Genomic DNA, 23,988 nt, shown 5'->3' on the forward strand with positions numbered 1-23,988 from the left:
GCCATGTACGATTTCGCCTACCATAAGCCCACCAGCATCGCCGACGCGGTGAAGCTGCTTTCGGCCGACGAGGACGCGCGGCCGATCTCCGGCGGGCAATCGCTGCTGCCGGCGCTCAAGCACCGGCTCAACCGCCCCAGCTCGCTGGTGGACCTTTCCGGCATCGCCGAGCTGAAGGGCGTCAAGCGCGACGGCGACACCATCAGGGTCGGCGCGCTGACCAAGCACATCGAGGTCCAGAACAGCCCCGAGATCAAGTCCGCGATCCCGGCGCTGTCCCACATGGCCTCCATCCTCGGCGACATCCAGGTCCGCAACCGCGGCACCATGGGCGGCAGCGTCGCCAACAACGACCCGGCGGCCGACTACCCTTCCGCCGTGCTGGGGCTCGGCGCCACCGTCGTCACGGACAAGCGCCGCATCGCGGCTGACGACTTCTTCCAGGGGATGTTCACCACGGCGCTGGAGCCGGGCGAGCTGCTCGTCGCCATCGAGTTCCCGGTGCCGGAGAAGGCCGGCTACGCCAAGATGCGCAACCCCGCCAGCCGCTACGTCATGGCCGGCGTCTTCGTCGCCAAGACCAAAGGCGGCGAGGTGCGCGTCGCGGTGAACGGGGCGGGGCCGGGCGTGTTCCGCCAAGCCGAGATGGAGCGGGCGCTCACCGCCAACTGGGCGCCGGACGCGGTGGCGAACATCAAGCAGCCTTCCGAAGGCCTGAACAGCGACATCCACGGCAGCGCCGAGTACCGGGCGCACCTGGTCACGGTGATGGCCAAGCGCGCGGTCGCCGAAGCCGGTTGAGGCGAGGCGCGCGGGCGTTCCCGCGCCCGGCGCGGCGGCCCCGGTGCCGCCGCGCTAAGGCCCCGCCCGCTGCTGCTCGCCCGGCTTCGCCACGAAGAACAGCGTGCCGCCGATGGTCTCGCCGGCGGGCGACGAGGCCGACCACTCCGCGCGGTAGCGGCCCGGCCGCAAACGGGCGAAGCCTCCGCGATGCTCGAGGGACGGCGTCGCCGAATCGCGGCTGAGGCGCACCGCTTGTTCGACGCCTTCGCTGTTGTAGAGCTTGAGGCGCTCCAGCCGCATGGGCTGGTTGAAGCGGAGGCGCACGGCGACCGGCAGGCTCCGCGTCTCCGCTCCCTGCGCCGGATCGGAATGCAGCAGGGCGGGCCTGCCCGTCGCGGTGGCGGGCGCCGCGGCGGCGGCCGGGGCCGCGGCGAGCACGGCCAGGAAGAAAAGCATCGGGCGCAAAGGTCTGTCCTCGTGCAGCAACGCGGGCAAACTGGGCCGGCGTTGGCCGAGGGCAACCCTCCATGGCGCGTAGCCGGGATGAACTCTCGCCGGGCGGCCGCGGGGTGGGCTGGCGCCAGAAAAGGGCCGGGACGGCTCGGCCCTTGATGCGCTCGCAGTATACGAATTTAGCGGCGCGGCATTCGCCTCATGGTGCCGATCGGACCCGGCGTTGGCCGCGGGGGTAGCGCGCCGAGATGCGCGCCGCTTGGCCGGCTTGTTCGATCAGCAGGCACTTGCTTACGCGTCGAAATAACGATGCGCTTCCGCGAAAAGCCGCTCGCATTGTAGGCCCCGTGGTGCCATGGTGTGGAGCCTAGCTCCGCTTGCTGACGGGCGGCGCGCGCGACACAGACACGGGTTGAAAAAAGTGCCTTCGGATATTGAGAATCAGGGCGGCGACGGGCCGATAGAGGCCCAGGTCAAATGGTACAACGCGCGGAAGGGTTTCGGTTTCGTCCTAGGCCCGGACGGGCAGGACGTCTTCTTCCACGCTTCCGCCTTGACCGAAGCGGGCATCGAACCCCCCGACACCGGCGACACCCTCGTTTGCGAGATCGGGTCCGACCGGCAAGGCCGGCGCTTGGTCACGCGCATCACCGAGCTGAAGCGCGGGGAAGGCGGCGCGGCGCCCGGCGCCCGGCGCCCGTTCCGCGAAGGCGGTTTCGGCGACCGGCCGCCCCGGCGCGACTTCGGCGGCGGTGGCGGCTTCGGCGGCGGCGGGTACGGCGACCGGCCGCCCCGGCGCGACTTCGGCGGCGGTGGCGGCTTCGGCGGCGGCGGGTACAGCGACCGTCCCCCACGGCGCGACTTCGGCGGCGGCGGGACCTTCGGCGAACGCGGCCCACGGCCCTTTGGCGACCGGCCGCCCCGGCGCGACTTCGGCGCAGACGCCGGCGGCCCGACCTACGACCTCAGCGGCACGGTGAAGTGGTTCGACCAGGTGCGGGGCTTCGGCTTCGTCACCCCTGAGGACGGCGGCCAGGACGTGTTCCTGCATTCCTCCGTGCTCCAGCGCGCCGGGCGTCAGGACGTCCAACAGGGCGAGAAGGTCGACCTCGAAGTGCGCGACGGCCAGCGTGGCCGGCAAGCGGTGAACCTGAAGCCGTAGCGCGGCCTGCGGCGGCGCCTTCACGCCTCCTTAAGGCATGCCGGGCACCGTGCCCGGCATGCGTTTCCTCTTCCCGTTGCTCCTGATCTTCGCCAGCGGCGGAGGAGCGTCCGCGCTTCCCCGCTGCGCGCCTCCGCTCGAAGGCGCCGTGGCGTGCCTGGACGGCAAGCTGTGCGAGTGCCGCCACCACCCAGGCGGCTCCATCGCCGGCCGGCCCCCGGCGGTGCGTTGGGACTGCGGCGCGCTGCGCCCGCCGTGCGGCGCCGCGGCGCCTCCGCCCTCCCTCGACGGCGGGCAGGCCCAACAACCCTTGCCCATGTTGCCCGCGCCATCGCCGCCAGGTTGGTGGCGTTGACGGTGGACGGCGTGCGCGCCGCGAGCCTGTTCCGGACCGTGGCCCAGGCCGTTACGCTGGCCCGCGAAAAGGAACAGGGGAGCCCGCCATGGCCGTCCGTCGCCGCGCCGCCGCAGCCGCCGCCGCCGTATCCGCGGTGCTGCTGGCCTTGCCCGCGGGCGCCCAGGACCCAGCCGCCGCCGCGTGGCCGGCGTCGCGGCCCGTCACCATCCTCGGCGGCTTCCCCAACGGCTCGGGCGTGGACATCTACGCCCGCCGCTTGGCGGAGCCGCTCGGCCGCGCGCTCGGCGTGCCGGTGGTGTTGGACAACCGCACCGGCGCCGGCGGCAACATCGCCAGCGACGCGGTGGCGAAGGCGCGGCCGGACGGGCACCTGTTCCTGCTGGCCACCGCCGGCACCCACGCCATCAACGCCAGCCTCTACCGCGACCTGCCCTTCGACCCGGTGCGCGACGTCACCCACGTCGCGCTGCTCGGCGACGTGCCGAACGTCGTGCTGGTGAGCCCCGAGCGCCGCCCGCAGTACCGCGCCTGCGCCGACCTGCTGGCGGCGGCGAGGGCGCGGCCCGGCGCGCTCAACTACGGCTCCACCGGCAACGGCGCGTCCACGCACCTCACCGGCGCGCAGTTCGCCGAGGCGGCCGGCATCGAGCTGACCCACGTCCCCTACCGCGGCCAACCCGGCGCCATGGGCGCGCTGCTCGCCGGCGACACCGACGTGTTCTTCAACCAAAGCGGCCCCTCCATCGGCGCGGTCCAGCAAGGCCAAGTCCGGGCGCTCGCGGTGACGACGCGCGAACGCCTGCCCGCGCTGCCCGACGTGCCCACGGTGGAGGAGGCGTGCGGCCTCCAGGGCTTCGAGAGCAGCACGTGGTACGCGCTGCTCGGCCCGCCCGGCCTGCCGGCGGCGGTGCGCGACCGCATGAACGCCGAGGTCGCGCGCATCGTCGGCGCGCCGGAATTCCGCCGGTGGCTGGTGGAGAGCCAAGGCATAACGCCGCCCAAGGACACGTCGCCGGACGCGTTCCGCCGCGTCCACGAGGCGGATGTGGGGCGCTGGGCGGAGATCGTGCGGGCGTCCGGGGCGCGGGTGGACTGAGGGGCGGGAGCGCGCGGCAGGCGCGACCGGCCGGCCGCCCGACGGGGGCGCCGATCGGGACGATCACGGCCCAGCGCCGACGTTCTACGCGGTCCGACACGCCGGGGTCGGGCGCGGCGCCGGCACGCCGCGAAGGCGTGCGGGCAGACTCATGCCGCCACGCTCGGTTGGAGGCGCAGGCCGCGTGGCCCGGCGCGGCGGAAACGGCTTTGCCCTGGGCGTCCCTCCGCCTGTGCGGCCTCGCTCCCGCGCTGGCTGGGACCGTGAGCATCCCATCGCCGAAGGGGCGTTCGTCGGGGGCGCCGACAGTGAGGTGGCAGGGCCGTAGGATGGAAAGGCGGTGGATGGGACGCCGCCCGCCGGAGCGGCCTCAACCCACCTCCAGGTCGCCCACCGCCGCCAGCACCCGGTCCATCGCCTCCGTCCGCCCCAGCGCCGCCAGCACCGCGTCGATCGGCGGGCTCTGTGTGCTGCCGGTCAGCGCCGCGCGCAGCGGCTGCGCCACTTGGCCGAGCTTCACGCCCTTCACCTCGGCGTAGTCCCGCAGCCACCGCTCCAGTTCCAGCCGCTCCCACGGCGCGTCGGACAGGAACTGCGCCAAGTCCGCCAAGCGCGCCCGCGCCTCCGTCGTCAGCAGCGCGGCGGCCTTGGGCTCCATCGGCGGCGGCCCCTCCACGGCGGCGAAGGCGGCCGCGCCGGCCAGCTCCTCCAGGGTCTTCGCCCGCTCTTTCAGGTCCGGCATCAGCGCCCGCACCCGCTCCGCGCCCTCGGCGCCGAAGAGGACGTTCCGCTTCGCCAGCCGCTCCATGACATCGTGCGCCAGCCGGTCGTCGTCGGCCGCGCGCAGGTACACGCCGTTCAGGTGCAGGAGCTTGGCGTAATCCATGCGGCTGGCGCTGCGGCCGACGTCCTTGAGGTCGAACAGCGCGATGGCCCGGTCGCGCGGCACCACCTCCTCGTCGCCGTGCCCCCAGCCGAGGCGCAACAGGTAGTTGCACAGCGCTTCCGGCAGGAAGCCCTGCTCGCGGAACTCCAGCGCGCCCACCGCGCCGTGCCGCTTGGACAGCTTGGCCCCGTCGGCGCCGTGGATCAGCGGGATGTGCGCGAATCTGGGCCGCGTCCAGCCCATGGCGTCGTAGATCGCGCATTGGCGGAAGGTGTTTGTCAGGTGGTCGTCGCCGCGGATGACGTGGGTGATGCCCATGTCGTGGTCGTCCACCACGACGGCGTGCAGGTAGGTCGGCGTGCCGTCCGACCGCAGGATGATCATGTCGTCCAGCTCGGCGTTGGAGACGCGCACCTCGCCCTGCACCAGATCGGGCACGACGGTCTCGCCCTCCCGCGGCGCCTTCAGCCGGATCGCCGGCTTGGCCCCCGCCGGCGCCGTGGCCGGGTCGCGGTCGCGCCACGCGCCGTCGTAGCGGGGCGGCCGGCCTTCCGCGACCGCGCACTCCCGCGCCTGTTGCAGCTCTTCGGGCGTATCGAAGGCGAGGTAGGCGCGGCCTTTCGCCAGCAGCTCCCGCGCCACCTCGGCGTGCCGCGCCTCGCGCCGGCTCTGGAAGATCGGCGGCTCGTCCGGCCGGAGGCCCAGCCATTCCAGGCTGTCCAGGATCTGCCTGACGGCCTCCTCGGTGGAACGCGCCCGGTCGGTGTCCTCGATCCGCAGCAGGTACTGCCCGCCGTGCCGCCGCGCGAAGAGGAAGTTGAACAGCGCGGTCCGTGCCCCGCCGATGTGCAGGAAGCCCGTGGGGGAAGGGGCGAAGCGGGTGCGGACGGACATGCTTGTACCTGCGATCTGCCGAGGCGGAGGAGAGGGCGCAGGCTTGCCGCCGCGGCGACGCGCCCGCAAGGCGCCGGCGCACGCCCGCCAACATGGGCGCGAGCACCGACGGCCCGCCGATCGCCGCGCGGCGGTGATGCACGGAGGCCGGGCATGGGAGCCGGGCGCCGTACCGGCCGGGGCACCGCGCCGCGAAATCCGGTGCGCCTCCACGCCGAGGACGGCCACGCCTCCCAACTCGACCGCTACGGCCGTCAGCCGGTCCCCTGCGCGTCAAGCGTGCCATCCGGCCGATCCAAGCGTCCAGGTTGCGGCCGCAAAAGCGTGGAACCCAACGGCCTTCTTGAGGAGGTCGTGGAACGAAGGCCGTTCGCGGGTCTTGCCTCCTGGGAGAGCAACGATCGCCGGCGACGCCCGCGCCGGACAGCGCCAAGGGCGGGACGGCGCGCAAACCCGGTCGGCACCGGTGCGCCGCGCGACCGAGCAGCGAAACTCGCCTTATGGTTGACGGCGGCGCGCGCGTCGCGGCAGGTTCGACACGATGCCTGCGCCGCCGCCAAATCCGTCCGCCGCGTCCGTTCCTCTCCTGGTGTCGGCGGCGGAACCAGGACGCGCCGCGCAATGGCTGCACCAGTTCGCCGAAGCGGAGCGGTTGCGCTTCGCCCCCTGGTTCGCCGTGGCGCTCGGGGCGGGGGTGCTCCTCTACTTCGCGTTGCCGGCCGAGCCGCCGGCGGCGGCGGTTTGGGTGACGCCGCCACTCGTCCTGTTCGCACTCCTGGTCGGGGCATGGCGCGGCGCGGCGGCGGGTTGGGCGTCGGGCCTCGTCGCCGCGCTCGCGCTCGGCTTCGCCGCGGCCCTTTGGCACGCGGGGCGGCAGCCGGCGCCGCTCGACTTGCCGCGCGGCGCCGTCGTCGTCACGGGCAAGGTGGCGTCGGTCGACATTCTGCCGGAAGGCCGCCGCGTCACGCTGGAACGGCCGCGCCTCGGCGAGGGCGAGCCGGCCCTGCCGCGCCGCATCCGCGTCCGCCTGCGGAGCGAGGATCCGGCGCGACCCGCCCCGGGGGACGTGCTGAGCGTGCGCGCCCTGGTCCGCCCGCCGGTCCCGCCGGCCTATCCCGGGGCGTGGGACTTCCAGCGCGCGGCCTTCTTCTCGGGCCTCGGCGGCAGCGGCTTCGCCATCGGCCGCGCCTCGGTCGAGCCCGGCGCGGAAAGCGTGCCCCTGGCCGGCCTGCGCGCGGAGATCGAGGCCCGCACCACGGCCGCGCTGCCGGGCGGCGCGGGCGCCATCGCCGCCGCGCTGCTGACCGGCGGGCAGAGCGCCATACCCGCCGCCGACCTCGCGGCCATGCGCGACTCGGGCCTCGCGCACCTGCTGTCGGTGTCGGGGTTGCACATCGCCATCGTCATGGGCGTCTCCTTCGCCGTGCTGCGCTTCGCCCTGGCCGCAGTGCCGCCGCTGGCGCTGCGCCTGCCGGGCAAGCCGTTGGCGGCGGTGGGGGCGCTGGGCGTGGGCGGGTTCTACATGCTGCTCACCGGCGCCGAGGTGCCGATGCAGCGCTCCTTCGCCATGGCCGCGCTGGCGACGCTGGCGCTGCTGACCGGCCGGCGCGCGATCTCCATGCGCGGCCTGGCGCTCGCCGCGGCCGTGGTGCTGCTGTTGCAACCGGCGGCGGTGCTGGGGCCGAGCTTCCAGATGAGCTTCGCGGCGGTGATGGCGCTGATCGCCGGTTGGGAATGGCTGCGGCCGCGCCTGCCGCCGCCGGAGCGGCGCTGGCGCCGCCGGATCGCGGTGGCGCTGTTCGGCACGGTCGCCACCTCCATCCTCGCCGGCGCCGCGACGACGCCCTTCGGCCTGCACCACTTCGGCCGGTTGCAGCTCTACGGCGTGGTCGCCAACGCGGTGGCGGTGCCGCTCACCTCGGCCCTGATCATGCCGGCCGGGATGGCGGCGGTGGCGCTTATGCCGCTCGGCCTGGAAGGGCTGGCGCTGGCGCCGATGGGCTGGGGCGTGGAGGCGGTGCTGGCCGTGGCGCGCGCCGTCGCCGCTTGGCCCGGCGCGGCGGTGCCGGTGCCGCCCATCACGGCCGGGGGGCTATGCGTCGTCGCCTTCGGCATGGCGTGGCTTTGCCTGTGGCGGAGCCGCTGGCGCTTGCTGGGCGTGCCGGTGATCGTCGCGGGCTTCGTGGCGGGTGCGGCGCAGCGTCCGCCGGACATGCTGGTCTCGGCCGACGCGCGGCTGATCGCATTGCGAACCGGGGACGGACTGTTGCTGCAACGCCTGTCCGGCGCGTCCAACCTCACGCGCGACGTATGGCTGCGCCTCTACGGGCGGGAGACGGCCGAACTCTTGCCGCCGCAGCGCGCGGGAACCTTCGCCGGCGGCGCCATCGCCTGCGAGGCCGGCGCGTGCGCCATCCGGCCCTCGCCGGCCGGCGCGGTCGCGGCGGTGCTCCTGCGCGGTGACCCGCCGGCCTGGGCCTGCGCCGGCGCGCCGCTGGTGGTGTCGGCCGAGCCGGTGCGCGGCCGGTGCGCCGCGCGGGTGGTGGACCGCTTTTCCGTGTGGCGCGACGGCGCGCACGCCGTTTGGCTGGAACCGGCGGGGCCGCGCGTGTTGAGCGACCGCGAGGCCCGGGGGGCGCGGCCCTGGGTGCCGCCGCAGCCGAAGCCGCGCAACGCGGCGGCGGCGCGCGAAGCGCCTCCGCAGCCGACGCCCGAGCCGGAGTAGCCCAGGAAGCTCAGTACTTCCGCAGCAGCCCGACCAAGCGCCCCTGCACCTTCACCCGGTCCGGGCCGAAGATGCGCGTCTCGTAGCGCGGGTTGGCGGCTTCGAGCGCGATGGAGTTGCCGCGGCGGCGCAGCCGCTTGAGCGTGACCTCGCTCTCGTCCACCAGCGCCACGACGATGGAGCCGTTGTCCGCGGTGTCGCCGCGGCGGATCAGCACGGTGTCGCCGTCCAGGATGCCGGCCTCGACCATCGAGTCGCCCGCGACCTCCAAGGCGTAGTGCTCGCCGCCGCCGAGCATGGCCGCCGGCACCTCGACGCCGGTGCCCTGGTCCCGCAGCGCCTCGATGGGCAGGCCGGCGGCGATCCGGCCGTAGAGCGGCAGGTTGACGGCCGCAGCCTCGTTGGCCGCCTTCTGCACGCCCGACAGGTGGGCGGCGAAGTTGCCGCGGATGACGTTGGGGGTGAAAGCGGCCGCGGGCGGAGCGGCGGCGGGCGCGGAGGCGGCGGCCGCGGTCGCGTTGTCGCCGCTGGCGCTACCGCGCCTCGGCGCCAGGTTCTCGGGCAGGCGCAGCACCTCCAACGCCCGGGCGCGGTGGGCGCGCCGGTGCAGGAAGCCGCGCTCTTCGAGGGCGGTGATGAGGCGGTGGATACCGGACTTCGACTTCAGCTTCAGCGCGTCCTTCATTTCCTCGAAGGAAGGCGAGAAGCCGGTCGTGCGAAGGTGCCGGTCGATGAAGATGAGCAGCTCGTGCTGCTTGCGGGTGAGCACAGATCGCCTCCGTCCGTCGCCGCGGGCCGGTGCCCTCAGTGGCACCGAACAAATCAGCAACTGTCAACGACGTTCTATAAAAGTTCTACGATGGCGTCAAATGTTTTCCCCAAGGGTGCGGAATGGATTTCGTCTCAAACACCCAGATCATCGAGGAGGATGACCTCCACCGTTTCCCCGGCCGCGGCCGCCGGGGCGTGCGGCGCGCGCAGCACCAGGGCGTCCGCCCGCGCGAGCGTCTTCATCATGGAGCTGTCCTGCACCGGGAAGGGGAGGGCGACGATTTCGCCTTCCGGTGCCTTTTCCAGCCGCGCCCGGAGGAAATCGAAGCGCCGGTCGTTTTCCGGCAGCGCCGCCCCGAGTCGCGCCCGCATCGTCCGCGGCGCCAACTCGCCGGCCAAGCCCGACAAGCGCCGCAACGCCGGCACCAGGAACACCACGCCGCAAACCAGCGCCGACACGGGGTTACCGGGCAGGCCGAGCAACGGGGTAAGCCCGAGTCGCCCCCAGATCAGCGGCTTGCCCGGCCGCATGGCGATTCGCCAGAAATCCAGCGCGAAGCCTTCCGGGCCGAGGGCGCTCTGCACCAGGTCGTGTTCGCCCACGCTGGCGCCGCCGGTGGTGACCAGGAGGTCGCAGCCCCGCGCCGACGCCGCGGCTTCCGCGATGGCCGCTTCGTCGTCGGGCGCGATGGGCAGCACCAAAGGCTCGCCGCCGTTGGCGCGCACCAGCGCCGCCAGGGCGTGGGCGTTGCTGCTGACGATTCCCCCCGGGATCACCGCCTCGCCGGGCAGGGCGATCTCGTCGCCGGTCGCCAGGATGCCGATTCGCGGGCGGCGGTGGACGGTGAGCCAGGGGTGGTTGGCGGCGGCGGCGAGGCCCACGTCGCGCGCCGTCAACCGCCGGCCGGCCGCGAGCAGCGATTCGCCTTCTTCGAAGTCCAGGCCGCGGCGGCGGATCCAGCGGCCGGGGCGGACCGCCTCGCCCACTCGCACGCGGCCTTCGTCGGCTTCGGCATCCTCTTGCAACAGGATGGCGTCCGCGCCGTCGGGCACGAAGGCGCCGGTGAAGATGCGGACCGCCTCGCCGGGACCGACCGCGCCGGCAAAGGGGTGCCCCGCCGGGGCGCTGCCCACGACGCGCAACTCGGCGCCCGCTGTCGAAGCGTCCGCAGCCCGCACCGCGTAGCCGTCCATGGCCGAGACATCGGCCGGCGGTTGGGTCAGGCGGGCCGGCACGGGCCGCGCGAGCACCCGACCGCCGGATGCGGCCAGCGGCACGGTTTCGGCCGGCGTGGGGGCGAACGCCTGGAGGATGCGCTCCCTCGCTTCCTCGACCGAGATCATCACTCCGCCTCGTAAGTTCCTGATTTGCCGCCGGACTTGCGGGCCAGCCGCACCGCCTCGATGCGCATGCCGCGGTCCAGCGCCTTGCACATGTCGTAGACGGTCAGCGCCGCCACCGTCACCGCCGTCAGCGCTTCCATCTCGACCCCGGTCCGCCCGGTGAGCCCCACCGTCGCTTCGATCTCCACCGCGTCGGGCGGCGCCGGCGAGAGGTCCACGGCGACCTTGGTGAGCGCCAGCGGATGGCAAAGCGGGATCAGGTCGGAGGTGCGCTTGGCGGCCATGATGCCGGCGAGCCGGGCCACGCCGAGCACGTCGCCCTTGCCGACCTGCCCTTCCTGGATGCGGGCGAGCGTTGCCGGCGCCATCACCACGCGGCAGCGCGCCACCGCCACGCGCGCCGTTTCCGCCTTGGCGGAGACATCCACCATCGCCGCCCGGCCCGCTTCGTCGAAATGGGTGAAGCGGTCGCCTCCGCCGCCCCCTTCACCGCCGCCGCTCACAGGCGCCCGTCCCGTGCGGGAGCGCCGCCTACCAAGCGCCGGCTCAGGGCGTTGGCGGCCATGCCCAGCCGGCGCGCCACCCGCGCCGGGTCCGCCCAGCGCGCGTAGCGGAGCGCTTCGCGCGGCCGGCGCGCCTCAATCGCCAGGTCGAAGCAATCGGAGTCGGCGGCGCGCTGGCGCTGGCGGAGCAAGGCATCCAGTTCCGCGTCGGCGAGCCCGCGCGCCAGCTTGCGCATCCGGCGCGTGGCGGCGCTGAGGTGGAGGGCGCCCGCGCCCTGGTTCGACGCGGAGCCCCCGCGCACCGAGTAGAGGTACAGGGCTTGGTCGGCCGCGAGGCGGAAGCGCGCCCCCGCGCGGACGCACTCGAAGTAGAAGAGGAGGTCCTCCCCGACCTGGATCTCGGGCCGGTAGCGCACCCCGGAGCGCTCCAGGAAATCGCGGCGCATGATGGGCTTCAAATAGCCGATCTTGGACCGCCCCGGTAGGTCGACCCGGTCGCGCCGGAGCATGGCGGCCAAATTGATCGGCCCGGCCGAAGCCATGTCGGCCGGCGGCAAGGCGGTGCCGAGCCGCGCGCCGGTGTCGAAATCCCGCTCCACGAGGTTGTCGGCCAGGAGATCGGCCCCCGTTTCCTCGGCGAGCGGCACCAAGCGCTCCATGCGCTCCGGCAGGAAGGCGTCGTCGGCGTCGAGCACCGCGAGCCAGCGCCCGCGCGCGTGCGCGATGGCCGTGTTGCGCGCGGCGCCCGCGCCGCGGCGCTGCGGGTGGCGCAACACCGTCAGCCGCCGATCCCGCCGGGCCCAGGCGGCGAGGAGGTCGTGCGTCCCGTCCGACGAAGCGTCGTCCACCGCGACCACCTCGACCGTGCGGCAGGTCTGCGAAAGCGCGGAGGACACGGCTCCGTCGAGGAAGGCCGCGGCGTTGTGCGCCGCAATCAGGATGGAGGCGGTGACCACCGGCGGAGCGGACCCGACGTCAACCATGCGCTTGGAGGACGCGCGGCGGCGGAGGAGGCGGCGCGATCCGCCCGCGAGGGCCGACCGCCACTCCCTGGTTCACCGGCTCGGGGCGTTGCGCGAAAAGCTGCCGGGCGGCCGCCAGCGCGAGGGCAGCAGCCAAGCCGCACGGCTCCGGATCACACGGCCGACCGCCGAACGGGCCACGAGCAACTCCCGGCGGAATTCCGCCCCGAACCAGAACGGCTTCACCGGATGCCAAAGCATGCCCGGGCGTGAACCAGTGCGGAAGAAGGTCGGTTTGAACACGAAGGAACCCGGTGCGCGGTACACGTCGCGCACGGTGCCGCTGTAAAAACGGCCCCGGCGCGCTTCTGGCGTGAATTCGCCATCGCCGCCCAAGTCCGCGATGGCGAGGCCGCGAGTCGCCGCGATCGTGGCGAAGCTGCATTCGAGGTGGCCGCTCCAGCCCTGCCGGTAGGCTTCGTCCATCGCCTGCATGAGACGGCCGGACGCTCGGAACACCGGCATGAAGCTGCTGACGGCCTCCGCGTCGGACGGGGGCGTGCCTGGCGAAACCAGCGAGGGCCAGAACAACCATTCCGGGAAGTCGCGCCGGCGGCAGAGCATCGGCGCCAGCAGGTCGCTGGCGTCGTTTTCGAAAGCGGCGAAGAAGCGGCGCCAGGGGCCGGTGTAGCGGACGTCGTACTCGATGGCCCAGTACCGATCGTGGCCTGGATGCGCCCGCCAGTAATGCATCAGGATCAGGTCGGTGTGGCCGTCGTGCCACAAATTCCAACCTTCTCCGCCGACCTTGGCGGGGTAGGGCAGGGCGAGGAGTTCCGGCGTGCGCACGATGTGGTGCGGGTGGCGCAACACCCTCTCGGGCACAGGCGCGCTGACGGGCAGGTGCATAAGCACGACAAATTCGTGGTTCGGTGGCGCGCCGGCGCGCAGGTCGCTGAATGCCTTCTCCGCCCAGCGGTCGAAGTAGTGGATCTGAAATAGGACCGTTGTCGTCGACATCCGGCTTGGCAGATGGCACCCCATCCGCGCATGTGTCTAGATGTCCCGCAACGATACGGGCACGCAAAGTGGCGTGAGGGCCACACCCCTCCACCCGGCGCACCACACCGGCACATGCCCTTCGCTGGCTGCGGGTCAGAGCGCGTGGACCAGCGCCCGTGCGGCCTCCGCCACGTCCGCTTGGCGCAACAGGTGCTCGCCCACCAGGATGCAGCGGGCGCCGGCGGCGGCCATGCGCCGCACGTCTTCGTCGGTGCGGATGCCGCTTTCGGCCACCGGGATGCGATCGGCTGGGACGAGGGGGGCGAGCGCCTCCGCCGTGGCGAGGTCGGTCCGCAAGGTCCTGAGGTCCCGGTTGTTGATGCCGATCAGGCGCGTCTCCAGACCGAGCGCCCGGTCCAGCTCGCGCTCGTCATGCACCTCCGCCAGCACCGCCATGTCCAGCGAGCGGGCCACGTCCTCCAGTTCCTGGGCCTGGGCGTCCGACAGCGCCGCCATGATGAGGAGCACGCAGTCCGCGCCCATGCAGCGCGACTCGAAGATCTGCCACGGGTGGACGATGAAATCCTTGCGCAACGCCGGCAGCGTGCAGGCGGCCCGTGCCTCGCGCAGGTGCTCGGCCGAGCCCTGGAAGTAAGGCCCGTCCGTGAGGACGGACAGGCAGGTGGCCTCCCCCTCGCAATAAGCCGAGGCCAGCGCCGCCGGCTCGAAGGGGTCGCGTATCAGGCCGCCCGAAGGGGACGCGCGCTTGATTTCGGCGATGAGGCCGACCCGGCCTTCGGCCACGGCGTTGCACAGGGCCCGCGTGAAATCGCGCCCCGCCGGCGCGGCCTGCGCCAGCCGCTCCAGCTCCACCCGGGGGAATTCGGCCGAACGCTGGCGCACCTCCTCGTACTTGTCGGCCAGTATGCGGGCCAGGGTGTCGGGGACGTCTTCGGCCGTGGCGGGGATGAAGACCTGCGGGGCGTTCATGCTGTGGTGCCGTCCTTCAGGCGGGCCAGGACTCCGGCGGCCGCGCCACTGTCGATGGAGCGCGACGCCAGGGCCGCGCCGCCGCGGAGATCGCCTGTCCGCCCCGCCACGACAAGGGCGGCGGCGGCGTTCAAAAGGACGATGTCACGGTAGGGCCCCGGCGTTCCCTTGAGCAACGCCGTGAGCGCCCCGGCGTTCGCGGCCGGGTCGCCGCCCCGCACCGCTTCGGGCGGGGCGCGCTCAAGGCCGGCGTCCTCCGGCGACACGGTGAACTCCCGAATCGCGCCGTCCTCCAGCGCCACCACGCGCGTCCCGCCGGAAAGGGCGATCTCGTCCAGGCCCTGCCCGTGGACCACCCAGGCGCGCTCGGTGCCGAGCCGGCCCAGCGTCTCCGCCATCGGCCGGAGCCACGCCGCGTCGAAGGCGCCGGTGAGCTGCCGCTTGACCCGGGCCGGGTTCGCCAACGGGCCGAGCAGGTTGAAGATGGTGCGGGTGCCGAGTTCCACCCGCGGACCGGCGGCGTGCCGCAGCGCGGCGTGGTGGCGTGGCGCCATCAGGAAGGCCATGCCGGCGCGCTCGATCAGCGCCGGCAGCTTGTCGAGCGGCACGTCCGTGTTCACGCCGAGGGCGGCCAACACGTCGGCCGCGCCGGATCGGGACGACAACGCCCGGTTGCCGTGCTTGGCCACCGGCACTCCGCAGCCGGCCACCACCAGCGCGGCGGCCGTGCTGACGTTGAGGGTGCCGGCGTTGTCGCCGCCCGTGCCCACGATGTCGATGGCGCCGGGCGGCGCGTGGACGACCAGCATCCGGGCGCGCATCGCCCGCACGGCGCCCGTCAGTTCCGCGACCGTTTCGCCGCGGACGCGCAGCGCCATCAAGAGGCCCGCGATCTGCGCCGGCGTCGCTTCGCCGGCCATGATGAGGCCGAAGGCGGCCTCCGCTTCCGACTCCGCCAAGGTGCCGCCCGCGGCCAAGCGGGCGAGCACCGGTTTGAGGCCGTTCACGCAGGCGCTCCGGTCGCCGCCGGGGCGCGGGCGAGCGCGAGGAAGTTCCGGAGCAGGTCGTGCCCGTGCTCGCTGGCGATGCTTTCGGGGTGGAATTGCACGCCCCAGATCGGCAGCTCCCGGTGCGCCAAGCCCATGACCAGCCCGTCCCCGGTCCACGCCGTCGCTTCCAGCTCGGCGGGCAGGCTTTCGCGCGGTACGACGAGGGAATGGTAACGGGTGGCCCGGAACGGGTCGGGCAGCCCGGCGAACACGTCGGTGCCGCGGTGGCGCACCTCCCACACCTTGCCGTGGACCGGCTCGGGCGCCCTGGCGACCTTCCCGCCGAAGGACTGGCCGATGGCTTGGTGCCCGAGGCAGACGCCGAGCAGCGGCACCCGCTGCGCCGCCGCCGCGCCGATCAGCGGCAGGCAGACGCCGGCTTCGTTCGGCGTACAGGGGCCGGGCGAGAGCAGGATCGCGTCCGGACGCATGGCGAGCGCGTCCTGCGACGAGATGGCGTCGTTCCGACGCACCTCCACATCCGCCCCGAGGTCGCCGAGGAAGTGGTACAGGTTGAAGGTGAAGCTGTCGTAGTTGTCGATCAGCAGGATCATGGCCCGTGCCTCATCGCGCGCCGGCGGCCGCGGGTCAAACCTCCTCTGCGGCCCGCGCCGCTTCCGTGGCGGGGCTCGACGGGGCGGGCGCGGCGCCGCTCGGCCGCTGGCGGGGTTCGGGCGGCCGGAAAACGGCGGGCCGCGCCGGCGGCGGGGTGGCGGGGCCGGAGATCACGTCGAAATCGTAGTCGCTGCGGTGGTCGTGCATGGCCGCTCTCCTGGTTCGGGGAGAAGCCGCCGCCGCCGGGGGATTTCGTGGGGTCTGGGCCGTGAAGGGCCTGGAAACGCGAAAGCCGCCAGCGGGTGGCGGCTTCGGGGTCTTGCGATGACGCGTTGGACCTAGGCCGCCGGTGTGTACCAGCGGTACCAAAATCGCGTGGCCCGGGCCGGGCCGCTGTGCGGTCGTTCACGCTGCATCGCGGGCAGAATGCGCCCCCGCGGCGCCCCGCGCAAGCGCCCCGTTACGGGACGCACGGAAATCGCTTGGGGGTCGTCATGCGGCTTGTGTGATGACGGCGTGGGGATGGTCGTCGTCCCATCCGGCGCGTTTTCGTCGGGTCTCCAGGCTGTCGGTCTTGGCCGCCCCGTTGAGCAGGTTCAGGGCCATGTGTTTGACGACGGCCATGTTTTCCGGGCCGTGGCCGGTCCTCAAGCGGGCGAGGTCGTCGTGGAAGACGACGTCGAGCACCCAATGCAGCCGGTTCTCCACGCCCCAGTGCGCCCGCACCGCGTGGGCGAAGGCCGGGGCGTCCTGGGGAGCGGAGGACAGGTGGTAGCGTCGCGCCAGCGTGGTCTTGCCGCCGCTCTCCACCCTCGGCCCCGACCCGGGCGATGGCCTTCAGTCCCGGGAAGCGGGGCTCGCCCGGGGCGGCCCGGTCGGCGCGGAGCCGGTCCACGTCCGGGCTGACGGCGTGGCGGCGGGTCTCGATGCGGCCGTGGTCGGCGCCGGCGGTCTAGCAGCGGCCGGCGTCGGCGGCGTCCAGGTCGCGGAAGTACAGCCCGGCTTCCTCGAACAAGTGGCCCTGGTCGGCTTCGAGGGCGAGCAGGCAGTCGGCGCCGCGGTCCAGCACGGCCTCCGCGATCCCGGCGGCGGCGCCCATGGCGTCGATGGTCGCCAGCGCCCCGGCCGGCGCCAGCCGCTCCAGCAGCAGCGGTACGGCCTCGATCCCGTTGGACTTTTCCGCCGCCGCCCGCTGCCCGAGCACCAGCCGCTGGCGGCTCGCCCAGGCCGAAACCAGACGCAGCGGCGAACGGCCTTCGGCCCGGCCGTGGCTGCGGCGCGAGGCCTTGCCGTCGACCGCCACGATGTCGGGCGCGGCCTCGCGCAGGCTCTCCACCCGCGCCGCGAAGGCCGCCCGTAACAGCGCCGGGTCGAGCGCCGAAAACACGTCGCCCAGCGTGTCGCGGCTGGGCACGCCGCGCCCGTAGGGCGGGAACCGCCGCAGGAACCCGAGCTTGCCGCGGCCCCAGCGGACCACCTCGACGAAGTCCTCCGCCCCCGCCAGCGTGGCGCGGAGCACCGGCAACAGGACCTCCGGCAGCGGATACACCACCTTCCAGCTCCGGCGCGGGTCTTCCAGCGCCGAGAAGCGTTCCAGCAACGATGTCCCGCTCATCGACAGCCTCCCTTGAGGCTCCCATGAATCAGACATCAACCCCCGCCGGGATCACCCCGGCCCTTCAAGCGATCCCCGTGTTATTGATCCGGCCTGGGTGGTCTTGGATCAAGCGGCGTAGCGAAAGGTCCCGTGCCCGAAGAAGCTGCGGACGCGGTGGGGTAGCTTCGACAGCTTGCGCATGTGCCCGACCACGGCGCGCTTGAGCTGCGCCTTGCTTCGCGCCGGCTCCCTGCGGGTGACAGCGCGCTTCAGGTCACCGTTGACGCCCTCGTCCGGATTGGGCTCCGGGCTGTACCCGGGCAGGTGGAACACCTCGATCTCGGCCTCGCGCCCGGCCAACCAGGCGCGGACCTTGGCCGAGCGGTGGACCGGCAGGCGGTCGAGGATGAGGAAGACCTTGCCGTCGGCATCCCGGACCAGGCGGGCGAGGAAGCGGAGCAGGCCCGGCGCCTTGATCGCGCCGTCCAGCACCATCCAGCGCAGCTCGCCCCGGTTGGTCACGGCCGAGATGAGGCCGAGGCCGGCCCGCCTGTGATTGACCCGCACCTCGGGTGTGCGGCCCCGGGGCGCGTAGCCGCGGCCGCGCACGTCGTCGGACCGCAACCCGGTCTCGTCGCCCCAGAAGATGGTGCCGCCTTCCGCCTTGGCCCGGGCCGCGATGGCCGGGTAGTCCCGCCTGAGCCAGCGGCGGACCGCGGCCGGGTCCTGCTCGTAGGCGCGCCGCAGCGGCTTCTGGGCGGTGAAGCCCCAGCGCGCCAGGTAGGTGCCCGTGGTCCGGACCGCCAGCCGCACCCCGAAGCGCCGCAGAAGCAGCTCACGGACCGCCGCCCGGCTCCAGAGCGCGAAGGACAGCCCCAGCTCGTCGGGCGTGTGGCGCCGAATGAGGGCGCGCGCCTGCGCTTCCTGGTCGGCATTGAGGAACCGGCCATGCCCCGGCCCGGGCCCGCGCGGGCCGGTCTCCAGCCCGGCCGGACCCCGCTCGGCGAAGCGCTTGCAGATGTCGAACACCCCGGTCGGGCTCAGCCCGACCTGCGCCGCGATGGCGTCGTAAGTCTGGCCGGCTCGGCGCAGCCCGATCACCTGCCGCCGGCGTTCCTCTTGCGCCGCCGCCGGCAGCTTGCGCATGTCCACGTGCTTCATGCCCGCGACCTGGGACGACCCTACTTGCCCTCAAGACCGCCCAGGCCGGATCAATAAGGGAAGCCGTAGAGCCGCGCCGGGTTGTGCACCAGCACCGCGCGCCGGACCGCCCCGTCGGGCGCCCAGGCGCCGAGGGCGTCCAGGAGTTCGCCGTCGTCCGGCACCTCCGCCGGGTCGTGGAGGGAAGGGTGCGGCCAATCGGTGCCCCACACGCAGCGGTCCGGCGCGGCCGACAGCAGGGCGCGGGCCATGGGCGCCACATCGGCGTAGGGAGGGCCGGCGGAAGAACGGTAGCCGCTGAGCTTCACCCAGGCGCGTCCGCCTTCCAGCAACCGGAGGAGCGCCCGGAAGCCGGGGTGCTGCACGCCGCCGGCCGCGGCCTTCACGCCGCCCATGTGGTCCAGCACCAACGGCACGGGCAGGCGGCGCAGCGCCGGTTCCAGCCCCGGCAAGGCGTCCGGGTGGGTGTAGAGCTGGACGTGCCAGCCGAGCGGCGCGATCCGCTCCGCCAAGCGCTCGAGCTGCGCGAGGGGCGCGCCGTTGCCGCTCACGGCGTTGAAGCGCACGCCGCGGGCGCCCCGCGCCGCCATCGCGGCGAGTTCCGCGGCGTCGGCGCCGTCGTCGACCACCACGACGGCACGGGCGCGGTGGCGGCCGATCTGCTCGACGGCGTCCAGGGTCGCGGCGTTGTCCGTGCCGTAGACGCTCGGCTGCACCATCACCGTGCGGCACAGGCCGATGGCGTCGAGCATGTCCAGGTACGCCGCCACCGACGCCTCGGGCGGCGTGTAGGACCGGCCGGGCGAGAGCGGGTAGCGGCCGTAGGGGCCGAAGACGTGGCAGTGGCAGTCGGCGGCGCCGGGCGGTGCCCGCCAGGACGGCGGGCTCGTGACCGCGCGCGGGCCGGGGCAGGGGCGTGTCATGGCGGCGGACCTCCTCCGCGGCCCCGCCGTCCGTCGGCGGGGGCACGGCCGGGCGGCACCTCAGCGCAGCGAGGCGCCGCTGGCCAGCGCCTAAGCGGTCGCCGCGGTCGAGACTTCGGCCGCTTCCGTGCCGCGCAGCGAAAACCAGAACACCTGCTCGCTCACCAAGTCCAGGAACCACGGCGCCGAGAAGTCGGCGTCGTCCGGGAGGAAAAACGGCATGTAGAGGTCCACTTGCTCGTCGGGCCAAACGTCCTTGGGCATCGGGAAGCGCTTCCCGGTTTCCAGGAAGTCTTGGCTTCCCGGCAGGCCGCGCCGGAGGGTGGCGGTCACGTGGCCGGGCTGCCCCGGGCGGGAAAGCCACACGGTCTGGCCCGTGTTCCTGATGGATGCCGACACGTGGAGTTGGCGCGACACGGGGTCGAAGGTCGCGCCCTTCACCCTGATCTCCGCCGCCGTGCGGGCGCCGGTGCCGGAGGTGTCGGGCAGCCGGAGGGGCTTCCTCGCGGTGAGCGTGTTGTTGAACTCCGCCGGGCACGCCGCGAAGGTCCGCACCGCGACGTCCCCTTGGCGCGCCGGCACCAAGCCGAAAACGCCGTGGTAGCGCTCGACGTTCCCGAAGCCGTGCCGCTCCAGCAGGTGGTCGAGGTACTCCGTCGTGAACGGGTTCTCCAGCGTGCCGTACTCACGCATCTCCTCGTCCAGCAACGCTTCGGCTGCCCGCAGCCCGGGTATCCAGGCGCCCTCGCTGATGCCGAGCACGCCACCGGGCTTCAGCAGCCGGTGGCACTGCGCCAGGCCCGCTTCCTCGTCGACGACGTGGTGCAGCGAGGCGCGGCACAGGATGCCGTCGAAGGTGCCGTCCTCGAGGTCCAGGTCTTCCAGGCTGGCTTGGTGGAAGCGCACCACCGGGGCCGGCTCGACCTTGTGGTTGCGGAGGAAGCCGGAAAGCCGCTCCTCGGCTATGGCGATCATGTCCGCCGCGGGCTCCAGGCCGTCCACGTCGTAGCCGAGGCCGGCCAGGATCTCCACCGTCCAGCCCGGCCCGCAGCCGACGTCGAGCACGCGCCCGCCGGGGCGCACCCGCATCGCCTGGATGAGCCCCAGCACCGGGTAAAGGTCGTCGAAGAACTCGCGGTTGTGCGGCGAGGGGTCGAAGGGCTTCCGGTACAGCCAAGCCCTGCTGTTCCCGAGGTTCCCGACGTACTCCTGCGCCGCGGCGAGGAACGCCCCTTTCTCCTGCTGCTTCTCGGACAGGTAGCGCTTCTTCCCCGTGAACGTCGCCATCACCGCCGGCCCGCCGCGAAGCGGACCGCCTCCTCCGCCGCGCGGAACAACGCCCGCGCCTTTTGCCGCGTTTCTTCGAATTCCGCGCGCGGATCGCTGTCGGCCACGACGCCGGCGCCCGCCTGCACGTGCATGACGCCGTCCTTCACCAAGGCGGTGCGCAGCCCGATGCAGGTGTCCATGCCGCCGTCCGCGCCGAAGTAGCCGAAGCCGCCGGCGTAGATGCCGCGCCGGGACGGCTCCAGCTCCTCGATGATCTCCATCGCCCGCACCTTGGGCGCGCCGCTCAGCGTGCCGGCGGGGAAGCCGGCCATCAGCGCGTCCACCGCCGACAGCCCGTCGCGGAGCCGCCCCTGCACCTCGGAGCCGATGTGCATCACTTGGCTGTAGCGCTCCACCTGGAATTGCGACGGCACGCGCATGGAGCCGATGGCCGCCACGCGCCCGACGTCGTTGCGGCCGAGGTCGAGCAGCATCAGGTGCTCGGCGCGCTCTTTGGGGTCGGCGAGCAGCTCAGCTTCCAGCGCCCGGTCCTCCTCCGGCGTTGCGCCGCGCGGCCGGGTGCCGGCGAGCGGCCGGATCGTCACCATGTCGTCGCGCAGACGCACCAGGATCTCGGGCGAGGCGCCCACCGCGGCGAAGCCCCCGTAATCGAAGAAGAACAGGAAGGGCGCCGGGTTGATCCGCCGCAACGCCCGGTACAGCGCGAAAGGCGGCAGGGCGAAGGGCGCCGAGAAGCGTTGCGAGGGCACCACCTGGAAGCAGTCGCCGGCGCGGATGTACTCCTTGGCCCGCTCCACCGCGGAAACGAAGCCGGCTTCGGTGAAGTTGCTGTTCGGCTCGGGCATGGGCGGCAGGGACACCGGCCCGGCCGGGCGGGGCAGGGGGCGGTCCAGCGCCGCTTCGGCCTCGTCCAGCCGCGCCTGCGCCGCGTCCCAGGCGGCGCGCGGGTCGGCGCCGGGATGGGGCCAGACAGCGGCGCAGAGCGTCAGGGCGTCGCGGACGTGGTCGAAGGCGGCGACGATGCCGGGCCGCGCCAGCACCGCGTCCGGGATGCCGAGGACGTCCGGCTTGTCGGCCGGCAACCGCTCCATCAGCCGCACCATGTCGTAGGCGAGGTAGCCGAACAGGCCGGTCGCCATGGGCGGCAGCCCGGCCGGCAACGGCGCCTGCACCTCCGCCACCATGCGCCGCAGGCTGTCGAGCGCGCCGCCGTCCTCCGGCTCGAAGGCGTGCGGCGCGGCGAGGGCGTGGCGGTTCACCTCCGCCCGCCCGTCGCGGCAGCGCCACACCAGGTCCGGGTCGAAGCCGATGGCTGAGTAGCGCCCGCGCGCCGAGCCGCCCTCCACGCTTTCGAGCAGGAAGCTGTTCGGCCGGCCGGCCGCGAGCTTCAGGAAGGCGCCGACCGGCGTTTCGAGGTCCGCCACCCGCTCGCGCCACAGCACCTGGCCGCGCCCGGCGGCGAAGTTCTCGGCGAAGGCGGCGTAGTCGGGGGCAGGTGGCGTCGTCATGGGCACGGCGTCCTCGCGGCGGCGCGGCGGCGGCCGCCGGGATCAGGGTTGGGCAAGGCTGTCCATTAGGCGCGGATTGATCCGCACGTCGGCGCGGTTGCGGAGCGCGGCCACGTACTGGGCTTCGAGGTCGGCGGCGACCGCTTGGCCGGCTTCGGCGCGGAGGCGGGCGAGGGCGTCCGGGTTGGCGTCCGGGTCGGGCTCCGTCACCTCGAGGAGCTGCGCCACCACGAAGCCGTCGCGGGTGGGCACCATGGTCGCTTCCTTGGGCTTGAGCTCGAACAGCGGCGCCAGCAGCTCGGGCGGCACGGCCCCGCCGCCCGGGGCGTCTTGCCCCTGCGCCGCCGCCCGCGTGATCGCGCCCACCTCGCGCGAGCCGAGGCCCGCTTCCTGCGCCGCTTCGGCCAAGCTTTTGCCGGAGCGCGTGGCGGCGAGCAGCGCGGCGGCCCGTTCCTCCTGGGCGCGGCGGCGGGCGTCGGCGAGGAAGGCTTGGCGGACCTCGTCCTCCACGGCGTCGAAGGGGCGGAGCGCGGGCGGCGACACCTCGCGCAATTCCACCGCGACGAAGCCGGCTTCGGTCTCCTTGAGGCGCGGGGCTGTGCCGGACTCGGCCTCGAAGATTGCGCGCAGCAAAGGCTCGCGCGCGTCCCGGATCACCGGCAGCTCCACCGGCTTGCCGTCCGGGCCGTTGCCCGAAGCGTCGGTGCGGACCGTGGCGTAGCCGAGGCCGAAGCGCTTGGCGGCCTCTTCCAGCGTCGCCCCGCCGGCCAAGGCGTCCTCCACTTGGTTCGCCCGTTCGAAGGCGAGGTCGGCGGCGCGCTCCTGCGCCAGCGCGTTCCGGAGTTCGTCTCGCACGGCTTCCAGCGGGCGGCTGGTCCCGGGCTCCACGCCTGTCACCCTGAAGACGTGCCACCCGAACGGGCTCTTCACCGGCGCGGACACGCTTCCGGGCGCGAGGGAAAAGGCCGCTTCGGCCAGCTCGGGCAGGGGCAGCACGGCCCGTTCCACCGTGCCGAGCTGGGTCGCTTGCCCGCCGGCGGCCTCCGTCCGGGAGGCGACCACGGAGAACGGCGTTTCCGGGTCGGCCGACCACTCCTCGAAGAGGCGGCGCGCCGCCCCTTCCTCCTGGAACAGCGCCTGCTCCACCGTCCGCCGCTCCGGCGTTTCGAAGGAGGCGCGGCGCTGCTCGTAGGCGGCGGCGATGTCCGCGTCGGACACCTCGACCTCGCGGCCCATGATCTCGGCCGTCAGCACGGCGACGGCGGCCTCGCGGTGTTCGGGCGAGGAGAACATTTGCGGGTTGTTCTCGTGGAATCGGCGCAGCGCCGCCTCGGTCGGCGCGGGCGGCTCCGGCGCGGCCGAAGCGGGCAGGGACACCACCGTCGCCGCCCGCTGCTGGTCCCGCCATTGGTAAAGGCGCCGCGCCAGGACGGAAGGCGCCGCCGCGCCAGCGCGCACGGCGGTCGAGACCTGTTGCCGCGCCAGGTCGGCACGGACCAGGTTCAGGAATTCCCCTTCCGTCAGGCCGTTGGACCGCAGGAAGTTGTCGAAGGCGGCGCGGGAGAAGCCGCCGCCGGCCGGGCCGCGGAAGCCGGGCAGGGAGAAGACGAATTCCCGCAGGGCTTGGTCCGGCACCGCGATGCCGAGCCGCGCCGTTTCCGCCCGCAGCACGCGGTCGAGCACGAGCTGGTCCACCGCCTGTTCGGCCAGCGCACGGCGCACCCGCGGGTCGTTCTCGAATTGCGAGCCGACGGTGCGCGACAGCCGCTGCATCTCGCGCCGCAGCGCCGCTTGCGCCTCCTCCGTCTCAATGGGCTCGCCGTTGACTCGCGCGAGGGCCGTGTCCCGGCCGAGGTTTCGCACGGTGTCGCCGATCCCCCAGATGCCGAAGGACAGGACCAGCAGCACGAAGAGCGCCTTGGCGACCCAGGTGGAGGAGAGGCGGCGGAGGGCGGTGAGCATAGCGATCCGGGCGA

At 73.5% G+C, this 23,988-nt stretch carries 20 protein-coding genes and 1 pseudogene; 4 read left to right on the forward strand and 17 right to left on the reverse strand.

Annotated features, from left to right (window positions below; translation table 11 throughout):
* Positions 1–3 precede the first annotated feature (3 nt).
* On the forward strand, positions 4–801 hold the full coding sequence (locus ABD067_RS08665; RefSeq protein WP_343894840.1) for an FAD binding domain-containing protein: 798 nt from the start codon (positions 4–6) through the stop codon (positions 799–801).
* Positions 802–855: 54 nt separating this feature from the next.
* Here ABD067_RS08665 and ABD067_RS08670 read toward each other — a convergent pair whose 3' ends face one another.
* Complete coding sequence (locus ABD067_RS08670) at positions 856–1,239, reverse strand: copper resistance CopC family protein (RefSeq protein ID WP_343894914.1); 384 nt, start codon at positions 1,237–1,239, stop codon at positions 856–858.
* Between the two features lie 418 nt (positions 1,240–1,657).
* Between ABD067_RS08670 and ABD067_RS08675 the strand changes: the two genes are divergently transcribed.
* A complete protein-coding gene (locus tag ABD067_RS08675) occupies positions 1,658–2,398 on the forward strand; it encodes a cold-shock protein (protein WP_343894841.1) in 741 nt (246 codons plus the stop codon).
* A 443-nt stretch (positions 2,399–2,841) separates the two neighbouring features.
* A complete protein-coding gene (locus tag ABD067_RS08680; RefSeq protein WP_343894843.1) occupies positions 2,842–3,852 on the forward strand; it encodes a Bug family tripartite tricarboxylate transporter substrate binding protein in 1,011 nt (336 codons plus the stop codon).
* 370 nt (positions 3,853–4,222) lie between these two features.
* Here the strand turns inward: ABD067_RS08680 and gltX are convergent, their stop codons facing one another.
* Positions 4,223–5,632 carry a glutamate--tRNA ligase gene (gltX, locus tag ABD067_RS08685; protein WP_343894844.1) on the reverse strand — a complete coding sequence of 470 codons (1,410 nt, stop codon included), beginning with the start codon at positions 5,630–5,632 and terminating at the stop codon, positions 4,223–4,225.
* A 589-nt stretch (positions 5,633–6,221) separates the two neighbouring features.
* Between gltX and ABD067_RS08690 the strand changes: the two genes are divergently transcribed.
* Positions 6,222–8,357: a ComEC/Rec2 family competence protein gene (locus ABD067_RS08690; protein WP_343894846.1), complete on the forward strand. Its 2,136-nt coding sequence runs from the start codon at positions 6,222–6,224 to the stop codon at positions 8,355–8,357.
* Between the two features lie 10 nt (positions 8,358–8,367).
* Here the strand turns inward: ABD067_RS08690 and lexA are convergent, their stop codons facing one another.
* The 15 genes and pseudogenes from lexA to ABD067_RS08765 form a co-directional block, all read right to left on the reverse strand.
* Entirely contained in the window at positions 8,368–9,126 is a 759-nt protein-coding gene (lexA, locus tag ABD067_RS08695) for a transcriptional repressor LexA (protein WP_343894847.1), read from the reverse strand.
* A 134-nt stretch (positions 9,127–9,260) separates the two neighbouring features.
* Positions 9,261–10,472, reverse strand: a complete 1,212-nt coding sequence (locus ABD067_RS08700; protein WP_343894849.1) for a molybdopterin molybdotransferase MoeA — start codon at positions 10,470–10,472, stop codon at positions 9,261–9,263.
* Positions 10,472–10,975 (reverse strand): cyclic pyranopterin monophosphate synthase MoaC, encoded by a 504-nt coding sequence (moaC, locus tag ABD067_RS08705; RefSeq protein ID WP_343894850.1) that lies wholly within the window; start codon positions 10,973–10,975, stop codon positions 10,472–10,474. Before moaC ends, ABD067_RS08700 begins: the two co-directional genes overlap by 1 nt.
* The gene (locus tag ABD067_RS08710) at positions 10,972–11,958 is read right to left on the reverse strand and encodes a glycosyltransferase family 2 protein (protein WP_343894851.1); all 987 of its coding nucleotides are present in this window, start codon (positions 11,956–11,958) and stop codon (positions 10,972–10,974) included. The genes moaC and ABD067_RS08710 overlap by 4 nt, the downstream gene beginning before the upstream one ends.
* Before the next feature lie 72 nt (positions 11,959–12,030).
* Positions 12,031–12,957, reverse strand: a complete 927-nt coding sequence (locus ABD067_RS08715; RefSeq protein ID WP_343894852.1) for a hypothetical protein — start codon at positions 12,955–12,957, stop codon at positions 12,031–12,033.
* Between the two features lie 135 nt (positions 12,958–13,092).
* Positions 13,093–13,929, reverse strand: a complete 837-nt coding sequence (gene trpC, locus ABD067_RS08720; protein WP_343894854.1) for an indole-3-glycerol phosphate synthase TrpC — start codon at positions 13,927–13,929, stop codon at positions 13,093–13,095.
* On the reverse strand, positions 13,926–14,936 hold the full coding sequence (trpD, locus tag ABD067_RS08725) for an anthranilate phosphoribosyltransferase (protein WP_343894855.1): 1,011 nt from the start codon (positions 14,934–14,936) through the stop codon (positions 13,926–13,928). Before trpD ends, trpC begins: the two co-directional genes overlap by 4 nt.
* On the reverse strand, positions 14,933–15,532 hold the full coding sequence (locus ABD067_RS08730) for an anthranilate synthase component II (protein ID WP_343894857.1): 600 nt from the start codon (positions 15,530–15,532) through the stop codon (positions 14,933–14,935). Before ABD067_RS08730 ends, trpD begins: the two co-directional genes overlap by 4 nt.
* Positions 15,533–15,566: 34 nt before the next feature.
* Complete coding sequence (locus ABD067_RS08735; protein ID WP_343894858.1) at positions 15,567–15,740, reverse strand: hypothetical protein; 174 nt, start codon at positions 15,738–15,740, stop codon at positions 15,567–15,569.
* 285 nt (positions 15,741–16,025) lie between these two features.
* Positions 16,026–17,148, reverse strand: a pseudogene (locus tag ABD067_RS08740) (ISAs1 family transposase).
* A 108-nt stretch (positions 17,149–17,256) separates the two neighbouring features.
* Positions 17,257–18,291, reverse strand: a complete 1,035-nt coding sequence (locus tag ABD067_RS08745) for an IS630 family transposase (protein ID WP_343894859.1) — start codon at positions 18,289–18,291, stop codon at positions 17,257–17,259.
* Between the two features lie 50 nt (positions 18,292–18,341).
* Positions 18,342–19,214: an amidohydrolase family protein gene (locus ABD067_RS08750; protein WP_343894860.1), complete on the reverse strand. Its 873-nt coding sequence runs from the start codon at positions 19,212–19,214 to the stop codon at positions 18,342–18,344.
* Between the two features lie 90 nt (positions 19,215–19,304).
* On the reverse strand, positions 19,305–20,501 hold the full coding sequence (locus ABD067_RS08755) for a class I SAM-dependent methyltransferase (RefSeq protein WP_343894861.1): 1,197 nt from the start codon (positions 20,499–20,501) through the stop codon (positions 19,305–19,307).
* Positions 20,501–22,012, reverse strand: coding sequence for an anthranilate synthase component I (trpE, locus tag ABD067_RS08760; RefSeq protein ID WP_343894862.1), 1,512 nt, complete (start codon positions 22,010–22,012; stop codon positions 20,501–20,503). The genes ABD067_RS08755 and trpE overlap by 1 nt, the downstream gene beginning before the upstream one ends.
* Before the next feature lie 42 nt (positions 22,013–22,054).
* Positions 22,055–23,974, reverse strand: coding sequence for a peptidylprolyl isomerase (locus ABD067_RS08765; RefSeq protein WP_343894863.1), 1,920 nt, complete (start codon positions 23,972–23,974; stop codon positions 22,055–22,057).
* Between the last annotated feature and the right edge of the window lie 14 nt (positions 23,975–23,988).

Source organism: Craurococcus roseus (assembly GCF_039523795.1).
Lineage (GTDB): Bacteria > Pseudomonadota > Alphaproteobacteria > Acetobacterales > Acetobacteraceae > Craurococcus > Craurococcus roseus.

Bases quoted from the DNA above. Each gene is read 5' to 3' on its own strand.
- ABD067_RS08665 (WP_343894840.1), top strand. From the start codon at position 4: ATGTACGATTTCGCCTACCATAAGCCCACCAGCATCGCCGACGCGGTG.
- ABD067_RS08670 (WP_343894914.1), bottom strand. From the start codon at position 1,239: ATGCTTTTCTTCCTGGCCGTGCTCGCCGCGGCCCCGGCCGCCGCCGCG.
- ABD067_RS08680 (WP_343894843.1), top strand. From the start codon at position 2,842: ATGGCCGTCCGTCGCCGCGCCGCCGCAGCCGCCGCCGCCGTATCCGCG.
- gltX (WP_343894844.1), bottom strand. From the start codon at position 5,632: ATGTCCGTCCGCACCCGCTTCGCCCCTTCCCCCACGGGCTTCCTGCAC.
- ABD067_RS08700 (WP_343894849.1), bottom strand. From the start codon at position 10,472: ATGATCTCGGTCGAGGAAGCGAGGGAGCGCATCCTCCAGGCGTTCGCC.
- ABD067_RS08710 (WP_343894851.1), bottom strand. From the start codon at position 11,958: ATGGTTGACGTCGGGTCCGCTCCGCCGGTGGTCACCGCCTCCATCCTG.
- ABD067_RS08715 (WP_343894852.1), bottom strand. From the start codon at position 12,957: ATGTCGACGACAACGGTCCTATTTCAGATCCACTACTTCGACCGCTGG.
- trpC (WP_343894854.1), bottom strand. From the start codon at position 13,929: ATGAACGCCCCGCAGGTCTTCATCCCCGCCACGGCCGAAGACGTCCCC.
- ABD067_RS08730 (WP_343894857.1), bottom strand. From the start codon at position 15,532: ATGATCCTGCTGATCGACAACTACGACAGCTTCACCTTCAACCTGTAC.
- ABD067_RS08735 (WP_343894858.1), bottom strand. From the start codon at position 15,740: ATGCACGACCACCGCAGCGACTACGATTTCGACGTGATCTCCGGCCCC.
- ABD067_RS08745 (WP_343894859.1), bottom strand. From the start codon at position 18,291: ATGAAGCACGTGGACATGCGCAAGCTGCCGGCGGCGGCGCAAGAGGAA.
- ABD067_RS08750 (WP_343894860.1), bottom strand. From the start codon at position 19,214: ATGACACGCCCCTGCCCCGGCCCGCGCGCGGTCACGAGCCCGCCGTCC.
- ABD067_RS08755 (WP_343894861.1), bottom strand. From the start codon at position 20,501: ATGGCGACGTTCACGGGGAAGAAGCGCTACCTGTCCGAGAAGCAGCAG.
- trpE (WP_343894862.1), bottom strand. From the start codon at position 22,012: ATGACGACGCCACCTGCCCCCGACTACGCCGCCTTCGCCGAGAACTTC.
- ABD067_RS08765 (WP_343894863.1), bottom strand. From the start codon at position 23,974: ATGCTCACCGCCCTCCGCCGCCTCTCCTCCACCTGGGTCGCCAAGGCG.